The organism is Desulfomicrobium aestuarii (genome assembly GCF_055385525.1).
The window spans coordinates 296,990-317,961 of the sequence record NZ_AP042427.1 but is presented as its reverse complement, the minus strand read 5'-3'; the positions used below and the strand labels follow the sequence as shown (position 1 = coordinate 317,961).

Here is a 20,972-nt window from a genome sequence, read left to right as displayed (position 1 = left end):
AATGCTCGCCGAAATCAACGCCGACCCGGGACGGCATGAACGGACCGGCGTCGGAGAGGTTGTCTACGGCCGGGGCAAGACCTTCGAGCAGATCGAAGCGGCTGTCACGGCTCTGCAGGGGCGCCATCCCGTGCTGGTCACCCGTCTCGCTGCGGAGCACGGCCCGGCCTTGACACAACGGTTTCCGACGGGAAGCCTTTGGCAGGAGGCGGGGTTGTTTTGTGTGGGACTCGACATCCGCGAGCCCGCCGCCGAATCGGAATCGAACGTGCTCATCGTCACGGCCGGAACGACGGACCTGCCCGTCGCGCGGGAAGCCCTCGGATCAGCCCTTTTCTTCGGGTTGAAGGCCCGCCTCGTGGCCGACGTGGGCGTGGCCGGCATTCATCGCCTCATGGCACATATCGAGGCTCTGCGCCGGGCCAGGGTGATCATCGCCGTCGCCGGCATGGAGGGGGCCCTGCCAAGCGTCCTCGGCGGGCTGGTCCAGGCCCCCATTGTCGCCGTCCCGACTTCCACCGGATACGGGGCCAACTTCGACGGCCTCGCGCCTCTCCTGGCCATGCTCAACTCATGCTCGCCCGGAATTGGTGTGGTCAATATCGACAATGGGTTCGGCGCGGCCGCATTGGCCAAGAAAATCATCGGCAGCCAAGCCGGGAGGTGAAATGGCATGACTTCGAAGACTCGCCCATCAAGCATGGCTGAAATGGTCGATCTGGACGCCGCGCTCGCGGCCTGTCTCGATGCAGCGCGGGAGGCCTGCGCGATTCTGGTGAAAGGCCAGTCGGAACTCACGGGGGATATGGTGACGACCAAGAGCCCCGGCGACGTGACCACGGACATCGACCGCAGGGCCGAGGATGCCATCCGCAACCGGCTGCAGGCAGACTTTCCCGATTTCGCCTTCACGGGAGAGGAAGGGGGCGCATGCGGCCATTCGCGCTGCCGCTGGATCGTCGACCCACTCGACGGGACCATGAACTATGTGCACGGCTTTCCGTTCTATGCCGTTTCCCTGGCGCTGACCGTGGACGGCGAGGTCGCCGTGGGCGTAATCGCCGACCCGGTGCGCGGCGAAACCTTCTGGGCCATGGCCGGACGCGGGGCGTTCCTCGACGGCAAGCCCATTACCGTCTCGAATATCGGCTCGATGGAAAAGGCGCTCGTGGGCACGGTATTTCCGCCACCCTCCTGGCCAGAACTGGACGCCTACTTGCAAAGATTCTGCAGGGTGACATCTCACGCGGCCGGCGTCAGACGGGTCGGTGCCGCGGCCCTCGACCTGGCCTACGTCGCGGCGGGCAGGCTGGACGCATTTTTCGTGGAAAGCCTCAAAGCCTGGGACATCGCAGCGGGGATGCTGCTTGTCACAGAAGCGGGAGGAAAGGTTGCGGACATCTTCACGGAGGAACCTCCATTGCTGACAAACCGTCTCGCCGCAGCAAACTCGCATCTGCTATCCCCATTGCTCGACCTGCTTCGTGCGGAAAGCTGAAAAACCCCCGTTCAGATCTCGCCCGTTCGCAAGCTAGAAACCGAGATGAGCCAAGGCATACGGCTCCTCCAGTTTTCGGCGCTTTCCGCACATGCTCTCGACCTCCATCTGCAGGACAAGACATTCGTGCAGGCGATGCTCGATGTGCTTGTCACCGCGCTCCAGATAATCCGGAGCCAGCTCCCGTACGAAAAACTGCAAAAGATCCCTTTTCGCGCCGGGTTCATCAACGATTTCGATTCGCCCGGCAACTATGACGCTCGAGTATGCCGTACTGAATTTTTCCGGAAGCATCACTGCCCCTTCAACCACAACGAAAGATGCTTGGGGCGCATGCTTGAGGTAGTCAATCTTTCTCCCTTCACGGGCACAGTGAAAAATTATCTTTTTACTCGCACCATCTTCTTTCAATGCGTAATTTAAGGGAACTCCATACGGAGTCCATTCAGGGCCAATCATCGAAAGAACTCCCCAATTACATCTACGCAAAACAGACATGGATTCTAGGTCTTCAATTTTCCTGGCTGTACGTCGCAACGAATATTCATGCATCACATCGACCTCACCTTTAAATTTAGCGGTATGTCGACAAAATCAATTTAAAACATCCGATGGAAACGGAAAATATCTGGCGACTCATTGGAGTTTATGGCCTGATGTTTCCCCAAAAATTTTTAACAATGCCGACTCAACATTTCTCCAGTATTTGAATTTTGTGATCAACACAACGTGCCGAAAAGACTGATTTTAAACATCGAACATCGAATCCTGCAAACCCGATCCAGGCCTGTCCTTCTCTGCCTTTGGGATAGTCTGACAAGGACTTGGCCGGGGGCACATACTCTTTCATGACCAAATCGGGATAGTGCGCCGGCCGCGGTCGGGCGTCAGAACCCGGCTCCCACGCAGCGCCCCCTGCCGCTCCCCCATATTCCAGAAAAATGCTTGTCGCAGCCAGCGGAAAGAGGCATAATTTTCGGCAACACTGAACATTTTCCCAAGGATTTCCGGACCATCATGCAGAGTACGTTCGCTGATTCGCCCATCTCTCCGGAAACGCGGCAGCATAAACCGAGCATCCTCCTTGTCGAGGACAACGTCATCGTCGCCTTCGACATGCAGCAGCGGCTGCAGCAGCTCGGCTACTCGGTCCAGGGCATCGTCGCCTCCGGCGAGGAGGCCGTCGAGACAGTGGCCCGGCAGGAACCGTCCCTCATCCTCATGGACATCTTCCTCGAAGGCCGCATGGACGGCATCGAGGCCGCCCAGAAGATTCTCGAACGCTCCCAGATCCCCATCATCTTCCTCACGGGCCACGACGACGAGGAGACCCTCGGCCGCGCGAAGATCACCGAGACCTTCGGCTACATCATCAAGCCCGCCAAGCCGCGCGACCTGCATGTGGCCATCGAGATCGCCCTCTACAAGCACGCAGCCTCCCAGGCCCTGCAGAAGAGCGAGCAGCAGTACCGGCTCCTGTTCAACTCCATGCTCAACGGCTTCGCCCTGCACGAGGTGGTCCTGAACGACGCGGGACGGCCCGTGGACCTCATCCTGCTCGACGTCAACCCGGCCTTCGCCAGCTTCTTCGATCTGCCGACCGAGAGCATCATCGGCCGCAGCCTGCGCGAGCTCTTCGACAGGGTCGAGCCCTTCTGGATTGATGTCCTGGGCAAGACCGCCCTGAACCGCGAATCCATCCGTTTCGACAGTTACGCCGCCTTCCTGGGCCGGCACTTCTCCATCGTGGCCTTCAGCCCCCAGGAACGCCAGGTCGCAGCCATCTTCGAGGACACCACGGCCCGCAAGGACGCCGAGAAACGCCTGCAGCATCGCACCTTCCACGACGCCCTGACCAATCTGCCCAACCGCGCCCTGTGCCTGGACCGCATCAAGCAGGCCATGGACCGCGCCAGGGTTCGCGAGGACTACCTCTTCGCCGTCGTGCAGGTGGATGTCGACCGTTTCAAGGACATCAACGACAGCCTCGGGCATTTCGTCGGCGACACGCTCCTGAAGACCATCGGGCGCATCCTGCAGGAGGAGGTTTCGACCATCGACACCGTGGCCCGGCTCGGCGACGACGAATTCGTGGTCCTGTTCGAGGAACTGCCGTCCAAGAAAAGCGGCGTGACAGCCATCAAGAAGATCAAGGCCGCCCTGAACCGCCCCCTGGTCATCGAGGGGCACGCCCTGCACCTGAGCGCCTGCCTGGGGGCCCTTTTCGGGCCGAGCGTATGCGAGACGCCCGAAAGCTACCTGCAGGGCGCCAACATCGCCCTGCGCCACGCCCAGGAACAGGGGCCGGACCAGCTGCGATTCTACGCCCCGGAGATGCAGGACAAGGCCCTGCGCAAGATGGACACCGAAAGCAGACTGCGCAACGCCATCCGCGACAACGAGCTGCATCTGGCCCTGCAGCCCATCTTCGCCATCGGCGAGGAGCCGCTTCTGACCGGCTTCGAGGCCCTGCTGCGCTGGAAGCCCGCGGACCGGGACTGGATCTCGCCTGCGGAGTTCATCCCCATCGCCGAACAGACCGGGCTCATCCTGCCCATCGGCCAGTGGGTCCTGGAACAGTCCTGCATGGTCCTTTCCTCCTGGGCGACCACTTTCCCGGACAGCGGCCTGAGCATTTCCGTCAACCTCTCGGCCCGCCAGTTCTCAAACCCGGACCTGGTGCAGAACATCTTCGACTGCATCCAGTCGAGCGGCATCTCCCCGTCGCTGCTGAAGCTCGAAATCACCGAGAGCGACGTCATGACCAACCCCGAGATCACGGTCCAGAAGCTCAGGCTCATGAAGGAGCTGGGCGTGTCGATCCTGGTCGACGATTTCGGGACGGGCTACTCATCCATGAGCTACCTGCAGCGCTTCCCCATCGACACCCTGAAGATCGACCGCAGCTTCGTGACCCAGCTGGACCAGCACGCCAACCGCGTCATCGTGCGCACCATCGTCAACCTGGCCCACAGCCTGGGGCTGTCGGTGGTGGCCGAAGGCATCGAGAGCGAACGCCAGTATCAGATCCTGAAGGAGATGGGCTGCGAATACGCCCAGGGGTTCCATTTCTCGCGGCCCATCTTCCTCGACCAGGTCGAGGGTTTCATAACCGCGTATCTTGCGCGCTGAGGACGCCGGGCGTCCTGCGATCCCGGGACGGCCGGGCGGGCATCGGGAGTCTGAAAGGGGGGAAAGCGGGGATGTTCGGGCCTCACCGCCCGCACTCCGTGCAGGCCTTGACCTGAAAGCGCTTCTGCAGGACCAGGCCCGTGTCGGTGCGGAAGAACAGCTTGCGGCCCACGTTGCCTCCCACGCTGGAGGCGCTGACGGCCACGCCCTCGCGGACGAGGGTCTGCATGGCCGCCTCCACGTTGCGCCGGCCGGCCGAGGCGTCGCAGTTCTGGTGCAGGGGAGAGGCCCCGCCGAACACCTTGCACTCCAGGCTGTCCGGATAGATGCCCGCCTTGGCGAACTCCCGCAGCAGTTCCATGATGGACGAGTCCACGTAGCGGTAACGCTCCCCGGGCGCCGAGGTCTTGGAGAAGTCGCCGATGCGCGGCAGCAGGGCGTGAAAAATCCCTCCCCACCGGTAACGGGCACTGTACATGGTCACGGACACGCACGAACCGAGCACCGTCTGCACCACCGTCGGGGTCCTGTAGACCCCGCCCTGGCCCACGAGGAGGTACTCGTGCGGCATGTCCCGGCAGTCCTCGACGCCCTCCAGATCCTTGGGAGGAAGGGACATCTTTTTTTTCGCGGTCTTGTGCATTGCCGTCACGGAGTCCATGGGTGTAGGTTGGGAAGCACCGATTCAATTTATAAACGATAACTTTTCCCAATGCAGAAGTCATCAGCGGAAAACACATTCTGCCCGGGCCTGCGCCTGGAGCTTCCCTACCTGGTCGACGCCCTGGGCACGAATCACGGCTTCCTGCACGACACCCGACAGTTCGACCTCCTGGCCGAAATCGTTGCCGACCACCACCGCCACGGGGAACCGCTGACGTCCTTCCTCGTGGCCGGCTGCGACCGGGGCATCGACGCCTACAGCCTGTGCATCGCCCTGCTGGAGGAAGCGGCCAGGCTGCCGGGCCTTGAGTTCTCCATCCTGGGCACGGACTTCCTGCCCGCCAACCTGGGCCAGGCCGTGCGCGGGGTCTATCCCGCGGCCACGGTCCGCAACCTGCCGGGGACGCTGACCAAGCGCTACTTCCTGCGCAGCCGCACCGCCCCCGACAACCTGGTCCGACTGCGTCCCGGCGTGCGCAACCGCGTCAGCTTCCGCTGCCAGGACATCTTCGAGTCCTTTTCCCTGCGCGAGCCCATGGACGTGATCGTCTGCCGCCAGATCCTGCACCATTTCCACCCGGCCCTGGCCACTGCGCTGGCGGGGAGGCTGCGGAGCTACCTGTCCCCCGGCGGCATCCTGGTGCTCGGGGCGCGCATGTCCCGCGCGCCGGGGTTCCGACACCTGGGGCACGCCCTGTACCAGGCCGTTTGACCCCCCGCTCGCCTCTTGGCGATTTACTCTCCATGATTCTGGATATATGCTGCGCAAAATCAGGCCATTCCACCCGCTTTCGGAGCGCACGAACATGAGCAAGAAAATCCGCATACTGATCGTCGACGACTCGGCCCTGGTCCGTCAGACCCTGACATCCATATATTCCTCGGACCCCGAGATCGAGGTCATCGGAGCGGCCGGCGACCCCTTCGCCGCCGCCGAGATCATGCGCGAACAGATTCCCGACGTGCTGTCCCTGGACGTGGAGATGCCGCGCATGGACGGCATCACCTTCCTGAAGAAGATCATGAGCCAGCACCCCATCCCGACCATCATCTGCTCGACGCTGACGGAGAAGAACGCCGAGACGACCATGAAGGCCCTGGAGTACGGCGCCGTGTCCGTCATCCAGAAGCCCAAGGTCGGCACCAAGCAGTTCATGGAGGAGTCGCGGATCATGCTGTGCGACGAGGTCAAGGCTGCGGCCAAGGCCAAGGTGCAGAAGTACGTGCCCCGAACCCTGAAGGTCAGCCAGAAGCTCACGGCCGACGCGATGCTGCCCAAGCCCGCCTCCAAAGCCATGGTCCAGACCACCGAGAAGGTTCTGGTGGTCGGCGCGTCCACCGGCGGCACCGAGGCCCTGCTGACCCTGCTGCAGGCAATGCCCGTGGACTGCCCGGGCATCGTCATCGTGCAGCACATGCCCGAGAAGTTCACGGCCGCCTTTGCCCAGCGGCTCAACACCCTGTGCGACATCACGGTCAAGGAGGCCGCGGACAACGATACGGTGCTTCGCGGCCAGGCCCTCATCGCGCCCGGCAACCTGCACATGCTGCTCAAGCGCAGCGGGGCCCGGTACTACGTCCAGATCAAGGACGGCCCCCTGGTCTCGCGCCACCGCCCGTCCGTGGACGTGCTCTTCCGCTCGGCCGCCCGCTACGCCGGCAAGAACGCCGTGGGAGTGATCATGACCGGCATGGGCGACGACGGGGCCAAGGCCATGCTCGAGATGCACGAGGCCGGGGCCGTGACCGTGGCCCAGGACGAGGCGTCCTGCGTGGTCTTCGGCATGCCCGGCGAGGCCATCAAGCTGGGCGGCGTGGACAAGGTCGTGCCCCTGAACCTCATCGCTCCGACGGTGCTCCAGCTCTGCCGGGACTGACGCCCCGGCTCAGATCAGTTCGAGCTTGCGCAGTTCGTCGATGATCTTGCGCCGCTCGATGGGCTTGACCAGATAGGCCGAAGCCCCGCCCTGGAAAAAGGACTGGGTCACGTTCTTCACGTCGTCCAGGGCGCTGGTCATGATCACCTTGACCTCCTTGGACAGCGGCACCCCCCGCTCCTTCTCCTTGCCCCTGATGATGTTCAGGGCCTCGTGGCCGCTCATGTTGGGCATCATGATGTCCAGAAAAAGGACATCGTAGGGGTTCCCCGACTCCCAGGCCAGGTCGAAGGCCTTGACCGCCTCGGCCCCGTCCACGGCGATGTCGCACTCCCCGTACTCCATGAGCAGCTTGTGCATGATCTTGCGGCCGACGAAATCGTCCTCGACAATCAGAATTCGCATTGCAACCTCTGTATGTTTATGTCCTGCCGACGGTCGCGCGCGAAAGTCCCGCGCGTCCCGCTTTTTCCTTTTCCAGTAGAACCCGCTCCATCTCCTGCTCGATCTTCCTGATATCGATGGGCTTGCTCAGGTACCCGTCCATCCCGGCGGCCATGAATTTCTCCCTGTCTCCGGCCATGGCATGGGCTGTCAAGGCGATGATGGGCATGTCCGAAATTGCCGCGAACGGCTCGGCGCTGCGGATGGCCCCGACGGCCTGAATCCCGTCCAGGACGGGCATCTGGATGTCCATGAGCACCACGTCGAAATCCCGGCACGTACGCAAAATCTCCAGAGCCTCGCGGCCGTTGCGGGCCGTGGTCACGGCGTGCCCGGACCTGCTCAGGAGGCGCTGGCCGCACAGAAGGTTGACTTCGTCGTCCTCCACCAGCAGCACCCGCAGCTCACGCCGGCCGGCCCCGGGATTCCGCGCCCCGTCCTCCTCCAGCGGGCACGCCGTCGGCAGCGCGAAGGGCAGCGAGACGTGGATGGCCGTCCCCTGGCCGGGCTCTGAATCCACGCACAGGGACCCGCCCATGCGGCCGACCAGCTTGCGCACGATGGACAGCCCCAGACCCACCCCCTGGTGGCGGCGGGTGTACGACCCGTCGCTCTGGATGAACGGCTCGAAGATGTCCTTGAGCGTCTCCTCCGACATGCCCGGACCCGTGTCCCGGACCGTGAAAAGGAGTCTGACGGGCGCACCGGCCGTGCGCGGCAGGGACGACACCTCGACCTCCACGCTCCCGTTATCGGTGAATTTCAGGGAGTTGCCCACCAGGTTGAAGAGCACCTGCAGGAGTCTCGCGTCGTCACCGAGCAGCGGCCCGGGCAGGCCCGGGTCGCGGCGGAAGGCGTAGGCCACGCGCTTCTCCCTGATGGTCTGGGAGAACAGGTCGGCCAGGGCCTGCTCGATCTCGCCCGTGTCGAAGCAGCGGTCCCGAAAGATGAGCCTGTCGGCCTCGATCTTGGAAATGTCCAGGATGTCGCTCAGGAGCCGGGTCAGCCGTTCGGAAGACTTCATGGCCGTCTGCAGGCAGTCCTGCTGCTCCGCGTCGAGCCTCGTGGACATGAGCAGCTGCAGCATGCCCAGCACGCCGTTCAGGGGGGTACGGATCTCGTGGCTCATGTTGGCCAGGAACTCGGACTTGAGCTTGTTGGCCGCCTCGGCCTCGTCCTTGGCGCGCCGCAGGGAGTCCTCGACCTTCTTCAGGTGGGTCAGGTCGTTCAGGATGGCGTAGTAGCCCTCCACCTCCCCCTCGCCCGAGTAATCCGGGACGAGATAGGCGTCGATGAACCGCTCGCCGACGCCGGGGTACGGCAGCATGTACGAGTAGTGGACCGTCCTGCCCTGGAAGGCCTGCTCGATGAACCCGCGGGACTTTTCGAAGGCCTCCGGCCCGATGACCTCGGGCACGGTCCTGCCGACGACGTCGCCCGCCGGGAAGAGGCCGGCGTAGGCCTTGTTGACGAAACGGTAGCGCAGGCCTCTGTCCACGTAGGAAACGAGCTGGGGGAGGAGGTCCACGACCCGGTTGAAGTTCACCTCGCGCTTGCGCAGCTCCTCCTCGGCCTGACGCCGCTTCGTCACGTCCTCCTTGATGGCCACGTAATGGGCGATCTTCCCGTCGGGTTCGAAAATGGGCGCGATGAGGGCCGACTCCCAGTACAGGCTGCCGTCCTTGTGGCGGTTGTGGAACTCCCCGCGCCACTGTCGACCGGAAGAGATGGTCGCCCAGAGTTCGGCGTACTCCTCCCTGGGCTTCCTGCCGGAGCCGAGAATCCGGGGGTTCTGGCCCCTGACTTCAGCGAAGGTGTAGCCGGAAATCTGAGTGAACTTCGGGTTGACGTACTCGATGCGGCCCTGCGGGTCCGTCATGACGATGCAGACCGGACTCTGCTCGACCATCTGCATGAGGGTGCTGATGCGCGCCTCGGTGCGCATGCGTTCGGAGATGTCGCGCACGATGCCCCAGGCGTACCGGACGTTCCCCTCCTCGTCGAAGACCGCGAAGTCCCGCAGCTCCACCGGGAAGACGTGGCCGTCCTTGTGGATGTATTCCTTGCTGTACACTCCGGTGTCGCCGGTCTTCTGGAGCCTGGGCCAGATTTCGGTCCGCTGCCAGTGCCGCCATTTCTCCGGCGTGATGGCGTAGAAATCCCCGAGCTGGCGCAGTTCGGGCAGGGAATAGCCCGTCAGCCTGCAATAGGCGCTGTTGGCGTCCAGGAACCGGCCCTGCGGGTCGGCCAGGATGTACCCGTCCTGGCTCAGTTCGAAGAGCGCGCGGAAATGCTCCTCGCTCTGCCGGACCTGCCGTTCGGCCTCCTTGCGCTCGGAGATGTCGCGGCAGACCCCGATGACGCAGGCGCTGTCGCCGACCGTCGCCCCGGCCACGCTGACCTCCACATCGAACACCGAGCCGTCCTTGCGGCGGTGCCGGGTCTCGAAGGTGTTCTCGATGATGGAAAAGTCGCCGAAGATCTCCCGGACTTCCGCTTCCCCGAGAATCGCCTCGTAATCCCAGGTGTAGAGGCCCGTCACCTCGTTCATGCTGTAGCCGAGCATCTCGGCGAAGCGCCGGTTGGCCTCGATGACGCGGTGGTCCCGGCCGATGATGACGATGCCGTCGCGGCTGCGGTCCATGAGCATGGCGCGCATGGCCTCGCGCGCTTCGCGCTCCCTTTTCTCCCGCATCAGCTGCGCCTGGTGGTACGCCTTCTCCGACAGGGAGTTGGCGATGACGAAGAGGGCTTCGGCCACCTGCCTGAAACGCTCCTCGGTCATGAAGGGGACCTCCGCCAAGGCCCGGCGGTACCTGTCCGGGTCGGCGCCGATGACCCGGGCGTAGTCGAGCATGCGGGCGTCGTCCTCAAGGGTGGAGCGCACCTGGCCCACGAGCCAGTTGGCCACGTGCATCCCGTCCACGGTGACGCTCACCCCGGCGTCCCACAGGCCGCCGCTCAGGCAGCGCCGCACGACGGGCCCGTCGGGGTTGTGGACCCCGAGCAGGGCGTCGGAGCGCATGCAGTTGGCGCACCCCGGCCCGGTGGCGCGGATGATGTCGCGGCACAGGCGGGTGAAGTTGCTCGGCCGGGTCAGGGGAACCCCGGAGGGCGTAGTCACGATGGACGCCACCCCCGTGGCCGCGGCGAAGCTGTCCTGAATCCGCTGGACCTCGTCCAGATCGAAAAAGTCCTGAAAACGGACCGCTTCGAATGGTCCACCGCTCGTCTTTCTCAACATGACGCGCCCTCATCGCGGAGTGTGCATCGCCCGTGCGGCCCGTTCCGGCCCGCCCCGGGCTGGACAGTGCAGGCCAGCGCCCGCAACAGCTCGCGGACGCCTACCGGCTTGGAGATGTATTCGTCCATGCCCGCCGCCAGGCATATGTCTCGGTCGCCGCTCATGGCGTAGGCGGTCATGGCGATGATCGGCACCCTGGCCATGGGCCCCAGTCCCGCGTCGGCCCGGATCAGCCGCGTGGCCTGCAGCCCGTCCATGACCGGCATCTGGACATCCATGAGGACGACGTCGAACTCGCCGTCGCGCAAAGCCTCCAGAGCCTGCAGCCCGTTCTCTGCGCAGACGACGACGTGGCCCAGCCGCTCCAGGAGACGGCGGGCGGCGAAGACGCTGACCTGATCGTCCTCGGCCAGCAGGACCCTGAGTGAGCCCGTCTCGGGGAGGTAGGCCTCGTCGTCCTCCGGGACGGTGTCGCCCGCGGCCGCCATGGGCAGGGTGAAGCAGACCGTCGTGCCGTCCGGCGCGTTGTCGATGGCCAGGGTCCCGCCAAGCATGTGCACCAGCCGCTTGACTATGGCCAGGCCGAGCCCGGCGCCCTGGTGCTGCCGGACATACTCCTTCTCGGCCTGGACGAAGGGCTCGAAAGCCCTGGACAGGAAGGCGTCCTCCATGCCGGGCCCGCTGTCGCCGACGCAGAACAGGACCCGCTCCCGCCCGGACGCGTCCTGGCCCAGAGACGCCATTTCCACGCGCACGAACCCTTCCGAGGTGAATTTCACGGCGTTCCCGACCAGGTTGAAGAGAATCTGACGCAGACGCAGGGCATCCCCCGTCAGCCTGCCGGGCAGCCCGTCGGCCGCCGCCACCACCAGGCGCACGCCCTTCCTGCCGGCCGTCTGGGAGAACAGCTCCTCGATGGAGGCGCAGATCTTCCGCAGCTCGAAAGGCCGCTCGCAGACGGCCAACCGGCCGGATTCGATGCGCGAAAGGTCGAGGATGTCGCTCAAAAGCCCGGTCAACCTCCGGGCGGAGTTCGCCGCCATCTGCACGTACTGCCGCTGCTCGGCGGACTGTTCCAGCCCCTCCAGGAGCTGCAGCATGCCGAGGATGCCGTTCAAGGGCGTGCGGATCTCGTGGCTCATGTTGGCCAGGAACTCGCTCTTGCTGCGGTTGGCCGCATCGGCCGCGTCCCGGGTCTGAAGCAGGGCTTCCAGCACCTGGCTGCGCTCGGTCACGTCGCGGAACAGGCCCACCAGGCACGCCTTCCCATCGACCTCAAGGGTAAAGCTCCTGATGTCGGCCGTGAAGACGCGCCCGTCCCGGCACAGGCACGGCAGGCCTTCGACGATGTCCTTTTGGCCCCTGGCCTGCTGCTCGAAACTGGAGAATACCTCTGCAAGATGCTCGCGAGGGTGGATGTCCTCCACGCCGAGAGAGAGAAAATCCTCTTCAGAGTAGCCGAACATGCGGCACACCGCCGGGTTGGCGTAAACAAAACGCCTTCCGGTTCTTTCGGCCACCAGGATGCCGTCCGCATTGGCATTGAACAGGGCCTTGTAGCGCGACTCGCTGTCCATGAGGCTGGCCTTGGCGCTGCGCAGGCGGAACACATGGTGCAGCAGGGCCGCGACCAGAGCCACCAGCACGCAGACCAAGGCCACGGCCAGCAGGATGTGCGGCATGTAGCGCGAAATGATTGACACGGGCCTGCCCCGGACGTCGCTTCCGTCCGGCAGGAGGGCCTCGTCGATGCCGAAGCGCGTGAGCGAGGCATGGTCGAAGACGTGCCTGTTGGCGTCGTCGCCCTCGATGACCGGGATGGCACGCGCCGCCTCGCCTTCCAGGATGCGCAGCACGAGCCCTCCGGCCAGGCGGCCCTGCTCAAGGTGGGAGATGACCTTGCCCCCGACGATGCCCTGGCCGATCCCGTGCTCCCAGAGGTGAAACACGGGCGCTCCCGCATGCCGGAGGATGAACCCGAGACCATCCTCGAAGGACCTGCCCTCCCCCTGCCTATCCATGTAGGCCGAGAGCAGCAGGATCGCGTCGCTTTTCGGCACGGCGGCCAGCCTGTCTCCGAGTTCGTCCCAGGACATGGATCCCAAATCGAGGACATGCAGTTCAAGGTCCCGGATGAGGCCCCGCTGCGAAAGGTAGGTCCGCAGGTCGCCGCGGCCGCCGGGCTGGCCGTCGACCACGGCGTGCACGGCCCGGACTCCCGGCCGCAGCGTCCGGATGTCTTGAAGGGTCTCGTCCATGGACACGGATTCGATGATCCCGGTGAACCCCTGGGAACCGCTCAGGCTGTGGGCGAGATTCTGGTCGTTGACCCCGAAAAAGACCACGTCCAGACCCGGAAACAGCTCTCGCCCGTGGTCCAGGACGAAACGCAGGGCCGCGTCGTCGGCCGTGACCACGACGTCGTAGGCCGGAAGGGCGCCGAGCTTGAAGCGCAGGGTGTCGAGGAAACGCGCGGAGGCCTCGCTCACGGAAAAACGCTTGGTGTCCATGAATTCGACGTCCAGGGCCACCCCGGCCGGCTCCAGGGCCTCGCGGAGTCCGCCGGCCTGATCGAAGAACGTGGGGAAACCCGGATGGTAGGAGCTGATCAGGAGCGCATGACGCCCCCCGCCCCAGGCGCTGACGGCGAGCATCGCGCACAGCAGAGACGCGGCCAGGACCGCCGCCAGAACCCTGAACGGTCGCACCCTCGTCCGCGCGCCAGGGACCGCCGCGCCCCGATGCGCACCGAAAGCGCAGTGAGGCCCATGCTGCAAAGGGGCGGCGCACGTTCGGGCGCCCTCCGGGCACGCCTTGCTCCTCAACAGTCCATCCATGATCGCGTCCGTCCTTTGCTGCGTTGCAGACCCCGGCATGTCTTCAGGATGCCGGCGAGAAACCCCGTCCCGAGAAGACCCGTCAGGCCTTGTCGGGACGGGCGGTCGTCGGGGGGGCCTCATGACGATTATGTGGTAGCCACTTTTCCATGGTCAATGTAATTTTTCCGCACAAAGACAATTTTTGTCGACTCGTCGATGCCCACTTTGTCCCGGGGCGGCTACTACTCCCGGCCCCAGGCCGGCTCCGGCGCCGATAAGGGCGTATGACGAACATGAGGCCCCAATGACCCAATTTTCCGAAACAATCCCCACTCCGATTATTTTTTTGCAAACGTGACGTGTCGGACGAAATAATGCTTGCACCGGAAATTATGGCTACTTCATAATAGACAAATGAGCTCCCTCGGAAGTTACGTCAAAGAGCGCAGGGAGGCGCTATCCGCCAAGCACTCGGGCTATTCCATCCGCAGTGTGGCCAAGCGCATCGGCATCCACCACTCCTACCTCAGCAAGCTCGAACGCGGCGAGAACGCCCCCCTGACCGAGGAGCGCATCCACGCCCTGGCCCGTCTGCTGGGCGAAGACCCCGAAGTGCTCATGGCCCTGGCCGGCAAGCTCTCGGAAAGGACCACGGCCATCATACGCTCCGATCCGGCCGCCTTTCAGGAGTCCCTGGCCTCCCTCCAGAACAGGATGGCCGGGCAGGCGGGCCTGCCCGCCGACTCGCCCACCCAGCGCCTGGCCCAGCGCAAGAACGAACTCGAAGAGCTGACCAGGCTGCTGCGCGACGAGATCAGGCAGCGACAGGTCCTCGAAGGCCAGCTGCGCGAGCAGCAGAAGGTGCAGAGCACCATCCTCCAGAACCTGCGGGACGTGTCCGTGGTTCTCCTGGACACCCAGTTCCGCATCGTCTGGTCCAACACCCCGGTCACGGACAACCCGTCGAGCCTCATGCACCAGCTCGGCGCGGGCAAATGCGGCCAGCTGGGCCCAGACGGTTCCGAGGCCAACCCCTACTGCACGGCCTGGCGGGCGCTGAAGACGCGCACCATCCAGAACGGGGCCTACCGCAGCATCGACGGCCGTCACTGGCTGCTCCGCAGCGCCCCGGTGCTGGCGGCGGACGGGACCGTCACCCAGATCGTGCACCTCCAGTTCGAAGTCACGGAACTGCTGCAGGCCAGACAGGCCCTGGAAGCCAGCGAGGAACGCTGGAAATTCGCCCTGGAAGGCTCGCGCGGCGCGGTCTGGGACTACGACATCCCCACGGGCAGGGTGCAGCACTCGCCCATGTGGATGGCCATGCTCGGGTACGCCGGCCACGAGTTCGAGCTGACCATCGACCAGTGGGAGCGCATGCTCCACCCCGACGACCGCGGCCCGGCCATGGACACGCTGGCGGCGCACGTGCGCGGGGAAACCGAATTCTACGATTTCGAGTACCGCCTGCTGTGCAAGGACGGGTCCTACAAGTGGATCCACTCCCGCGGCAAGCTCATGGAGAAGGGTGCCACGGGTGCGCCCACGCGCATCACGGGCACCCACCACGACATGAGTCAGCGCAAGGCCATCGAGGAGCAGATCCTGGCCAACGAGGCATTCCTCGAAACGCTCCTGGGTAGCATCGAGGAGGGGATCAGCGTCCTCGCCCCCGACATGACCGTGCGCTACGCCAACCCGACCATGGTCCGCTGGTACGCCGAAGGCTTCAACCCCGTGGGCAAGAAGTGCCATCAGGCCTTCCACCAGCTCGGCGAGTGCTGCGCGCGCTGCCCCGCCGTCAGGTCCCTGCGTACGGGCCGCAACGAGTTCGAGGTGCTGGAGGTCACGTCGTCGACGTCCGTGCGCTCCATCGAATTCAGCGCCTACCCCATCAGGGACCTGAGCGGCGACGAGGTCACCGGCGTCATCGTCTTCGTGCGCGACATCACCGCCAAGCGGCAGTCCCGGATCGCCCCGGACAGCGACGCGCAGCTCCAGGACATGTACGAGTCCGCGCCCATCGGCATGTGCACCGTGGACGCCGCGGGACGGTTCGTGCGCATGAACTCCCGCTACGCCCGCCTGCACGGCTACGCCTCGGCCAGACAGATGATGCGCGCCGTGCACTCCGAATCCGAAGCCTTCGCCTCGCCTCCGGACTGGGCCGCCCTGCAGGAACAGATCCTGGTCAGGGAAGAGATCACGGGCTTCGAATGCCGCATCCGCTGCAAGGACGGCACCACCCCCTGGACCTCGCGCTCCATCAGGGTGACGCGCGGCGAACGCGGCGGGGTGCGGGGCTGGGACGTATTTCTGGAGGACATCCAGGCCAGGAAGAGCCGCGAGCTTGCTCCCGGCGACATGCGATGAGTCCGCACCACGGGAACGACGTTCCCGGAGCCGGTTGCGGGAGGAAGAGAGCGCTGCCCCGCGCCCTCACAGGGGACAGGGGCAACGCGTCACCGGTGCGACGAGGAGAGTCTGGGCGGATTTCCGCCGTTTCACTCACAAGGAGGGACGAATGAAAAACATCAAGTTGGGGATCAAGATCGGCGGAGGCTTTGGTGTTCTGATTCTCATTGCATGCATTCTTGGCGGCATGGCGGTGTTCAACATGAAGGGCGTCGAGGGCGACTCCATCCGCCTGGCCAAGGAGTACGTCCCCGAAGTGGGCATGGCCAACGAGATTGAACGCTCGTCTCTGCTGGCCATGTACGCCTGGCGGGGCTACGCCTTCACGGAAGAGCAGAGCTTCCTGGACGAGGGCCGCAAGCAGCTCGCCGCCGTGCAGCAGGCGCTGGGTACTGCCGAGAAGCACGCCCAGACCTATCCCGCGCTGGTCAAGCTGAAGGAGCAGGTGGCCGCGGCCAAGACAGAGGTCGGCGCCTACGTCGGACTTTCCGACCAGACCGTGGAAATCGTCGAAGCGATGAACAACGACCGCAAGGCCCTGGACCAGGGTGCGGCGCTCTACATGAAGAACTGCGGCGACTTCCTCGTCACCCAGAACGAGGCCATGAAACGGGAGATGGCCGAAGGGGCCTCGGCCGAGAAGCTGTCGGAGCGCCTCGACAAGATCACCTGGCTCAACGACGTCATCGACCTCGGCAACGATACCCGCATCAAGGTCTGGCGCGCCCAGGCCACGCGCGACCTGAAGCTCGTCGAAGCCGCCATGGACAACTTCCCCAAAATGGACGAACTGTTCGACAAGCTCAAGACCGTGACGAGGCAGGAGGCCAACCTCAAGCAGATCGCGGCCACGCGCGAGGCCGCCATGCAGTACAAGACGGCCATGAACAGCCTGAGCGAACACTGGAAGGAACTCGACCAGGTCAACGGCAAGCGGGCCAAGACCGGCCAGGACGTCCTCAACGCGGCCCAGGCGACCGCCGTGGCGGGCCTCGAAGGCACCCAGAAGATCGCCGACGAGGCCGTGCAGAACCTGTCCACGGCGTCGACCGTCATGATCGGCGGCCTGTCCGTGGGCGTGCTCATCGGCATCTTCACGGCGGTGTTCCTGACCAAGGCCATCACCGTGCCCGTGCAGAAGGGTGTCGAGTTCGCGCGAAAGCTGGCCCAGGGCGACCTGACGGCCGAGGTCGACGTCAACCAGAAGGACGAGCTCGGCATCCTGGCCCAGGCCCTGCGCGACATGGTCGCCAAGCTGCGCGAGGTCGTGAGCGAAGTCCAGTCGGCCTCCGACAACGTGGCCTCGGGCTCCGAGGAGCTGAGCGCATCGGCCGAGCAGCTCTCACAGGGCGCCACCGAGCAGGCCGCGTCCGTCGAGGAAGTGTCCTCCAGCATGGAGGAGATGAGCTCCAACATCCGCCAGAACGCCGACAACGCCTCCCAGACCGAGAAGATCGCCCTCAAGGCCGCCCAGGACGCCCAGGCCGGCGGACAGGCAGTGGTCCAGGCCGTGGGCGCCATGAAGAACATCGCCGAGAAGATCTCCATCGTCGAGGAGATCGCACGCCAGACCAACCTCCTGGCCCTCAATGCCGCCATCGAGGCCGCCCGCGCCGGAGAGCACGGCAAGGGCTTCGCCGTGGTCGCGGCCGAGGTCAGGAAGCTGGCCGAGCGCAGCGGCACCGCCGCCGCCGAGATCAGCGAGCTGTCCTCCTCCACCGTCTCCGTGGCCGACCAGGCCGGGCAGATGCTGACCAAGCTCGTCCCGGACATCCAGCGCACGGCCGAGCTCGTGCAGGAGATCTCCGCGGCCAGCAACGAACAGAACGCGGGCGCCGAGCAGATCAACAAGGCCCTGCAGCAGCTCGACCAGGTCATCCAGCAGAACGCCTCGGCTTCCGAGGAGATGGCCTCCACCTCCGAGGAACTGTCCAGCCAGGCCGAACAGCTGCAGGCGACCATCTCCTTCTTCCACCTCGGCGCCACGGCCGCCCGCGTCACGCGCCAGGCCGCCCGCCGCGGCAAGCCCCAGCCAGCCAGGAAGCCGGCCAAGGCCCTGCCCCAGAAGGGCGCGGGAGCCGGCCTGGCTCTGGACATGGGCCGAGACGACGAGGACGACGAATTCGAACGCTTCTAACCAGGGCCGAGGTAACTCATGAGCGACAACACGACGCAGCAATATCTGACCTTCGGCCTGGGCGAGGAGGTCTTCGCCCTGGAGACGGGGTCCGTGCGCGAGGTCATCGAACTCGTGCCCGTGACCCGCATCCCAAAGACGCCGCCCTTCATGCGCGGGGTCATCAACCTGCGCGGCCACGCCGTGCCCGTGGTGGACCTGCGCATCAAGTTCGACATGCCCCAGGTCAAGGACACGGTGAACACCTGCATCATCATCGTCGATGTGGAGGTGGAAGGGGAGAAGAGCCACATGGGCGCCATCGTCGACTCCGTGCGCGAGGTCTTCGAGATGGGCAGCGACCAGATCAACCCGCCGCCGCGCATGGGCACGTCCATCCGCGCCGACTTCATCAAGGGCATGGGCAAGCAGAACGAGGAATTCATCATGATCCTCGACATCGGCAAGGTTTTCTCGGCAGAGGAACTCCAGATGATGGCGGAAAACGATCTTGATGAAGGCTGAAACACGGTGAAAACGAGCTTTCCTTGTCCGGCGGTTCCGTATACGGGGCGCCGGACAAGGGCGGCACAGGGGAAGGAGCATGCAGGCAAGAGTTGTCCGGCTTTGTCATACAATCAAAAGAGGCATTGCATAACACGGCGCCTTGTGACAAAGGGTACAAGCTCATACACTTCCAACCCCACCGCCCCAGGGAGACGTTCGTGAAAAACATCAAACTCGGTCTCAAGCTCATCGGCGGCTTCTGCATGACCGCCCTCATCGCATTGGTCATCGGACTCGTGTGCATTGCAGGCATGCGCAACCTCTCAAGCAGCATCGACACACTGGGCAACGTGTCCCTGCCTTCCGTCGAACATCTGCTGCGCATCAAGGGAAGCGTCTCCGACCTGTCCACGAACCTGCGCACCCTGCTCAGCGCGGAGCTTTCGGCCCAGGACCGCAAGGACATCCCGGTTCAGATCCAGGGTATCCGCGAGCAGTACAGGAAATCGGCCGACGCCTACACGGCCCTGCCGCGCACCGCCGCCGAGGACGCCAAATGGAAGGAATGCCAGGCGACCCTGGCCACCCTGGCCGGCGCCAACAACAAGGTGCTCGAGCTCAACCAGAACCTGCTGGCCCTGGACATCATGAACCCCGACGACCTCATGGGCCGGTTGCAGCAGTATCGCGGCGACCACTACAAGCTCATGACCGAGGTCGGCAAGCTCATGGCCACGGGCCACGCGTTCGAAGGGGGCACGGACCATACCGCGTGCGGCTTCGGCAAGTGGGCTGCCGGCTTCTCCACCTCCAACCCCCACCTCAAGGGCGCCATGGACTCGGTCGCGCCCGTGCACCAGGCGTTCCACCAGACCATCCGCGACATCAAGGAACTGTCCGCCGCCGGCCGTGCCGCGGAAGCACAGGCCAAGTACGCGAACCTGCTGCCCATCGCCGAAAACGTCTTCGTCCAGTTCCGCGCCATGCGCGGCCAGGCCGAGGATGCCCAGAAATCTTTTCAGGATATGGGCCGCCTGCTCATGGTCGAGTCCAAGGCCTCGCAGGCCAAGTTGGACAGCCTGATGCTCGAGCTCGTGGACCTCGGCGTCGGCGAAAGCCGGACGGCGGTCCAGGCCGCCCGCCAGGAGGCGAACACGGACACCGCCATGGCCATCGGCGGCATGATCGTCGGCGTGATCATCGCCCTGGCCCTCGGCCTCATCCTGACCAAGTCCATCACGAGCCCCGTGTACAAGGGCGTGGAATTCGCGCGCAAGCTGGCCCAGGGCGACCTGACGGCCGAGGTGGACGTCAACCAGAAGGACGAGCTCGGCATCCTGGCCCAGGCCCTGCGCGACATGGTCGCCAAGCTGCGCGAGGTCGTCAGCGAAGTCCAGTCGGCTTCCGACAACGTGGCCTCGGGCTCCGAGGAGCTGAGCGCCTCGGCCGAGCAGCTCTCCCAGGGAGCAACGGAACAGGCCGCGTCCGTCGAGGAAGTCTCCTCCAGCATGGAGGAGATGAGCGCCAATATCCGCCAGAACGCGGACAACGCCACCCAGACCGAGAAGATCGCCCTCAAGGCCGCCCAGGACGCCCAGGCCGGCGGACAGGCAGTGGTCCAGGCCGTGGGCGCCATGAAGAACATCGCCGAGAAGATCTCCATCGTCGAGGAGATCGCCCGCCAGACCAACCTCCTGGCCCTCAATGCCGCCATCGAGGCCGCCCGCGCCGGAGAGCACGGCAAGGGCTTCGCCGTGGTCGCGGCCGAGGTCAGGAAGCTGGCCGAGCGCAGCGGCACCGCCGCCGCCGAGATCAGCGAGCTGTCCTCCTCCACCGTCTCCGTGGCCGACCAGGCCGGGCAGATGCTGACCAAGCTCGTCCCGGACATCCAGCGCACGGCCGAGCTCGTGCAGGAGATCTCCGCGGCCAGCAACGAACAGAACGCGGGCGCCGAACAGATCAACAAGGCCCTGCAGCAGCTCGACCAGGTCATCCAGCAGAACGCCTCGGCCTCCGAGGAGATGGCCTCCACCTCCGAGGAACTGTCCAGCCAGGCCGAACAGCTGCAGGCGACCATCTCCTTCTTCCACCTCGGCGCCACGACCGCCCGCGTCACGCGCCAGGCCGCCCGCCACGGCAGGCCCCAGCCAGCACGCAAGCCGGCCAAGGCCCTGGCAGCCAGGCCTGTCCCGGCCGGCCTGGCTCTGGACATGGGCCGAGACGACGAGGACGACGAATTCGAACGCTTCTAACCAGG

Annotated in this window: 14 protein-coding genes; 9 read left to right on the top strand and 5 right to left on the bottom strand. The window is 64.8% G+C overall.

The genetic code is table 11. From position 1 onward, the window contains the following. The first annotated feature begins 1 nt into the window (after position 1). Positions 2–667, top strand: a complete 666-nt coding sequence (larB, locus tag ACZ5AC_RS01430) for a nickel pincer cofactor biosynthesis protein LarB (RefSeq protein WP_464249184.1) — start codon at positions 2–4, stop codon at positions 665–667. Between the two features lie 42 nt (positions 668–709). Further along, positions 710–1,498: an inositol monophosphatase family protein gene (locus tag ACZ5AC_RS01425; RefSeq protein ID WP_464249183.1), complete on the top strand. Its 789-nt coding sequence runs from the start codon at positions 710–712 to the stop codon at positions 1,496–1,498. A 33-nt stretch (positions 1,499–1,531) separates the two neighbouring features. Here ACZ5AC_RS01425 and ACZ5AC_RS01420 read toward each other — a convergent pair whose 3' ends face one another. Beyond that, positions 1,532–2,050 carry a pyridoxamine 5'-phosphate oxidase family protein gene (locus ACZ5AC_RS01420; protein WP_464249182.1) on the bottom strand — a complete coding sequence of 173 codons (519 nt, stop codon included), beginning with the start codon at positions 2,048–2,050 and terminating at the stop codon, positions 1,532–1,534. Positions 2,051–2,515: 465 nt separating this feature from the next. On the opposite strand from ACZ5AC_RS01420, the gene ACZ5AC_RS01415 reads away from it, so the two are divergent. Beyond that, entirely contained in the window at positions 2,516–4,630 is a 2,115-nt protein-coding gene (locus ACZ5AC_RS01415) for a putative bifunctional diguanylate cyclase/phosphodiesterase (RefSeq protein ID WP_464249181.1), read from the top strand. An 82-nt stretch (positions 4,631–4,712) separates the two neighbouring features. Here ACZ5AC_RS01415 and ACZ5AC_RS01410 read toward each other — a convergent pair whose 3' ends face one another. Beyond that, complete coding sequence (locus ACZ5AC_RS01410; RefSeq protein ID WP_464249180.1) at positions 4,713–5,249, bottom strand: chemotaxis protein CheD; 537 nt, start codon at positions 5,247–5,249, stop codon at positions 4,713–4,715. Between the two features lie 93 nt (positions 5,250–5,342). On the opposite strand from ACZ5AC_RS01410, the gene ACZ5AC_RS01405 reads away from it, so the two are divergent. Both ACZ5AC_RS01405 and ACZ5AC_RS01400 read left to right on the top strand, forming a co-directional pair. After that, a complete protein-coding gene (locus ACZ5AC_RS01405; protein ID WP_464249179.1) occupies positions 5,343–6,005 on the top strand; it encodes a CheR family methyltransferase in 663 nt (220 codons plus the stop codon). A 94-nt stretch (positions 6,006–6,099) separates the two neighbouring features. Next, positions 6,100–7,170 carry a protein-glutamate methylesterase/protein-glutamine glutaminase gene (locus tag ACZ5AC_RS01400; protein WP_464249178.1) on the top strand — a complete coding sequence of 357 codons (1,071 nt, stop codon included), beginning with the start codon at positions 6,100–6,102 and terminating at the stop codon, positions 7,168–7,170. A gap of 9 nt (positions 7,171–7,179) precedes the next feature. On the opposite strand, the gene ACZ5AC_RS01395 is transcribed toward ACZ5AC_RS01400, so the two are convergent. From ACZ5AC_RS01395 to ACZ5AC_RS01385, 3 genes are read right to left on the bottom strand one after another with little or no spacing between them, the layout of a single operon-like run. Continuing rightward, positions 7,180–7,575: a response regulator gene (locus ACZ5AC_RS01395; protein WP_464249177.1), complete on the bottom strand. Its 396-nt coding sequence runs from the start codon at positions 7,573–7,575 to the stop codon at positions 7,180–7,182. Positions 7,576–7,591: 16 nt separating this feature from the next. Further along, on the bottom strand, positions 7,592–10,858 hold the full coding sequence (locus tag ACZ5AC_RS01390) for a PAS domain S-box protein (RefSeq protein WP_464249176.1): 3,267 nt from the start codon (positions 10,856–10,858) through the stop codon (positions 7,592–7,594). Further along, complete coding sequence (locus ACZ5AC_RS01385; protein ID WP_464249175.1) at positions 10,852–13,566, bottom strand: response regulator; 2,715 nt, start codon at positions 13,564–13,566, stop codon at positions 10,852–10,854. The genes ACZ5AC_RS01390 and ACZ5AC_RS01385 overlap by 7 nt, the downstream gene beginning before the upstream one ends. A 525-nt stretch (positions 13,567–14,091) precedes the next feature. On the opposite strand from ACZ5AC_RS01385, the gene ACZ5AC_RS01380 reads away from it, so the two are divergent. From ACZ5AC_RS01380 to ACZ5AC_RS01365, 4 genes are all read left to right on the top strand, one after another. After that, positions 14,092–16,050 (top strand): PAS domain S-box protein, encoded by a 1,959-nt coding sequence (locus ACZ5AC_RS01380; RefSeq protein WP_464249174.1) that lies wholly within the window; start codon positions 14,092–14,094, stop codon positions 16,048–16,050. 151 nt (positions 16,051–16,201) lie between these two features. Then, the gene (locus ACZ5AC_RS01375; RefSeq protein ID WP_464249173.1) at positions 16,202–18,229 is read left to right on the top strand and encodes a methyl-accepting chemotaxis protein; all 2,028 of its coding nucleotides are present in this window, start codon (positions 16,202–16,204) and stop codon (positions 18,227–18,229) included. Between the two features lie 18 nt (positions 18,230–18,247). Further along, positions 18,248–18,733, top strand: coding sequence for a chemotaxis protein CheW (locus ACZ5AC_RS01370; RefSeq protein ID WP_464249172.1), 486 nt, complete (start codon positions 18,248–18,250; stop codon positions 18,731–18,733). Positions 18,734–18,933: 200 nt separating this feature from the next. Continuing rightward, the gene (locus tag ACZ5AC_RS01365) at positions 18,934–20,967 is read left to right on the top strand and encodes a methyl-accepting chemotaxis protein (protein ID WP_464249171.1); all 2,034 of its coding nucleotides are present in this window, start codon (positions 18,934–18,936) and stop codon (positions 20,965–20,967) included. Positions 20,968–20,972 lie beyond the last annotated feature (5 nt).

Bases quoted from the DNA above. Each gene is read 5' to 3' on its own strand.
- ACZ5AC_RS01400 (WP_464249178.1), top strand. From the start codon at position 6,100: ATGAGCAAGAAAATCCGCATACTGATCGTCGACGACTCGGCCCTGGTC.
- ACZ5AC_RS01420 (WP_464249182.1), bottom strand. From the start codon at position 2,050: ATGCATGAATATTCGTTGCGACGTACAGCCAGGAAAATTGAAGACCTA.
- ACZ5AC_RS01395 (WP_464249177.1), bottom strand. From the start codon at position 7,575: ATGCGAATTCTGATTGTCGAGGACGATTTCGTCGGCCGCAAGATCATG.
- ACZ5AC_RS01405 (WP_464249179.1), top strand. From the start codon at position 5,343: ATGCAGAAGTCATCAGCGGAAAACACATTCTGCCCGGGCCTGCGCCTG.
- larB (WP_464249184.1), top strand. From the start codon at position 2: ATGCTCGCCGAAATCAACGCCGACCCGGGACGGCATGAACGGACCGGC.
- ACZ5AC_RS01380 (WP_464249174.1), top strand. From the start codon at position 14,092: ATGAGCTCCCTCGGAAGTTACGTCAAAGAGCGCAGGGAGGCGCTATCC.
- ACZ5AC_RS01375 (WP_464249173.1), top strand. From the start codon at position 16,202: ATGAAAAACATCAAGTTGGGGATCAAGATCGGCGGAGGCTTTGGTGTT.
- ACZ5AC_RS01370 (WP_464249172.1), top strand. From the start codon at position 18,248: ATGAGCGACAACACGACGCAGCAATATCTGACCTTCGGCCTGGGCGAG.
- ACZ5AC_RS01410 (WP_464249180.1), bottom strand. From the start codon at position 5,249: ATGTCCCTTCCTCCCAAGGATCTGGAGGGCGTCGAGGACTGCCGGGAC.
- ACZ5AC_RS01425 (WP_464249183.1), top strand. From the start codon at position 710: ATGGTCGATCTGGACGCCGCGCTCGCGGCCTGTCTCGATGCAGCGCGG.
- ACZ5AC_RS01415 (WP_464249181.1), top strand. From the start codon at position 2,516: ATGCAGAGTACGTTCGCTGATTCGCCCATCTCTCCGGAAACGCGGCAG.
- ACZ5AC_RS01390 (WP_464249176.1), bottom strand. From the start codon at position 10,858: ATGTTGAGAAAGACGAGCGGTGGACCATTCGAAGCGGTCCGTTTTCAG.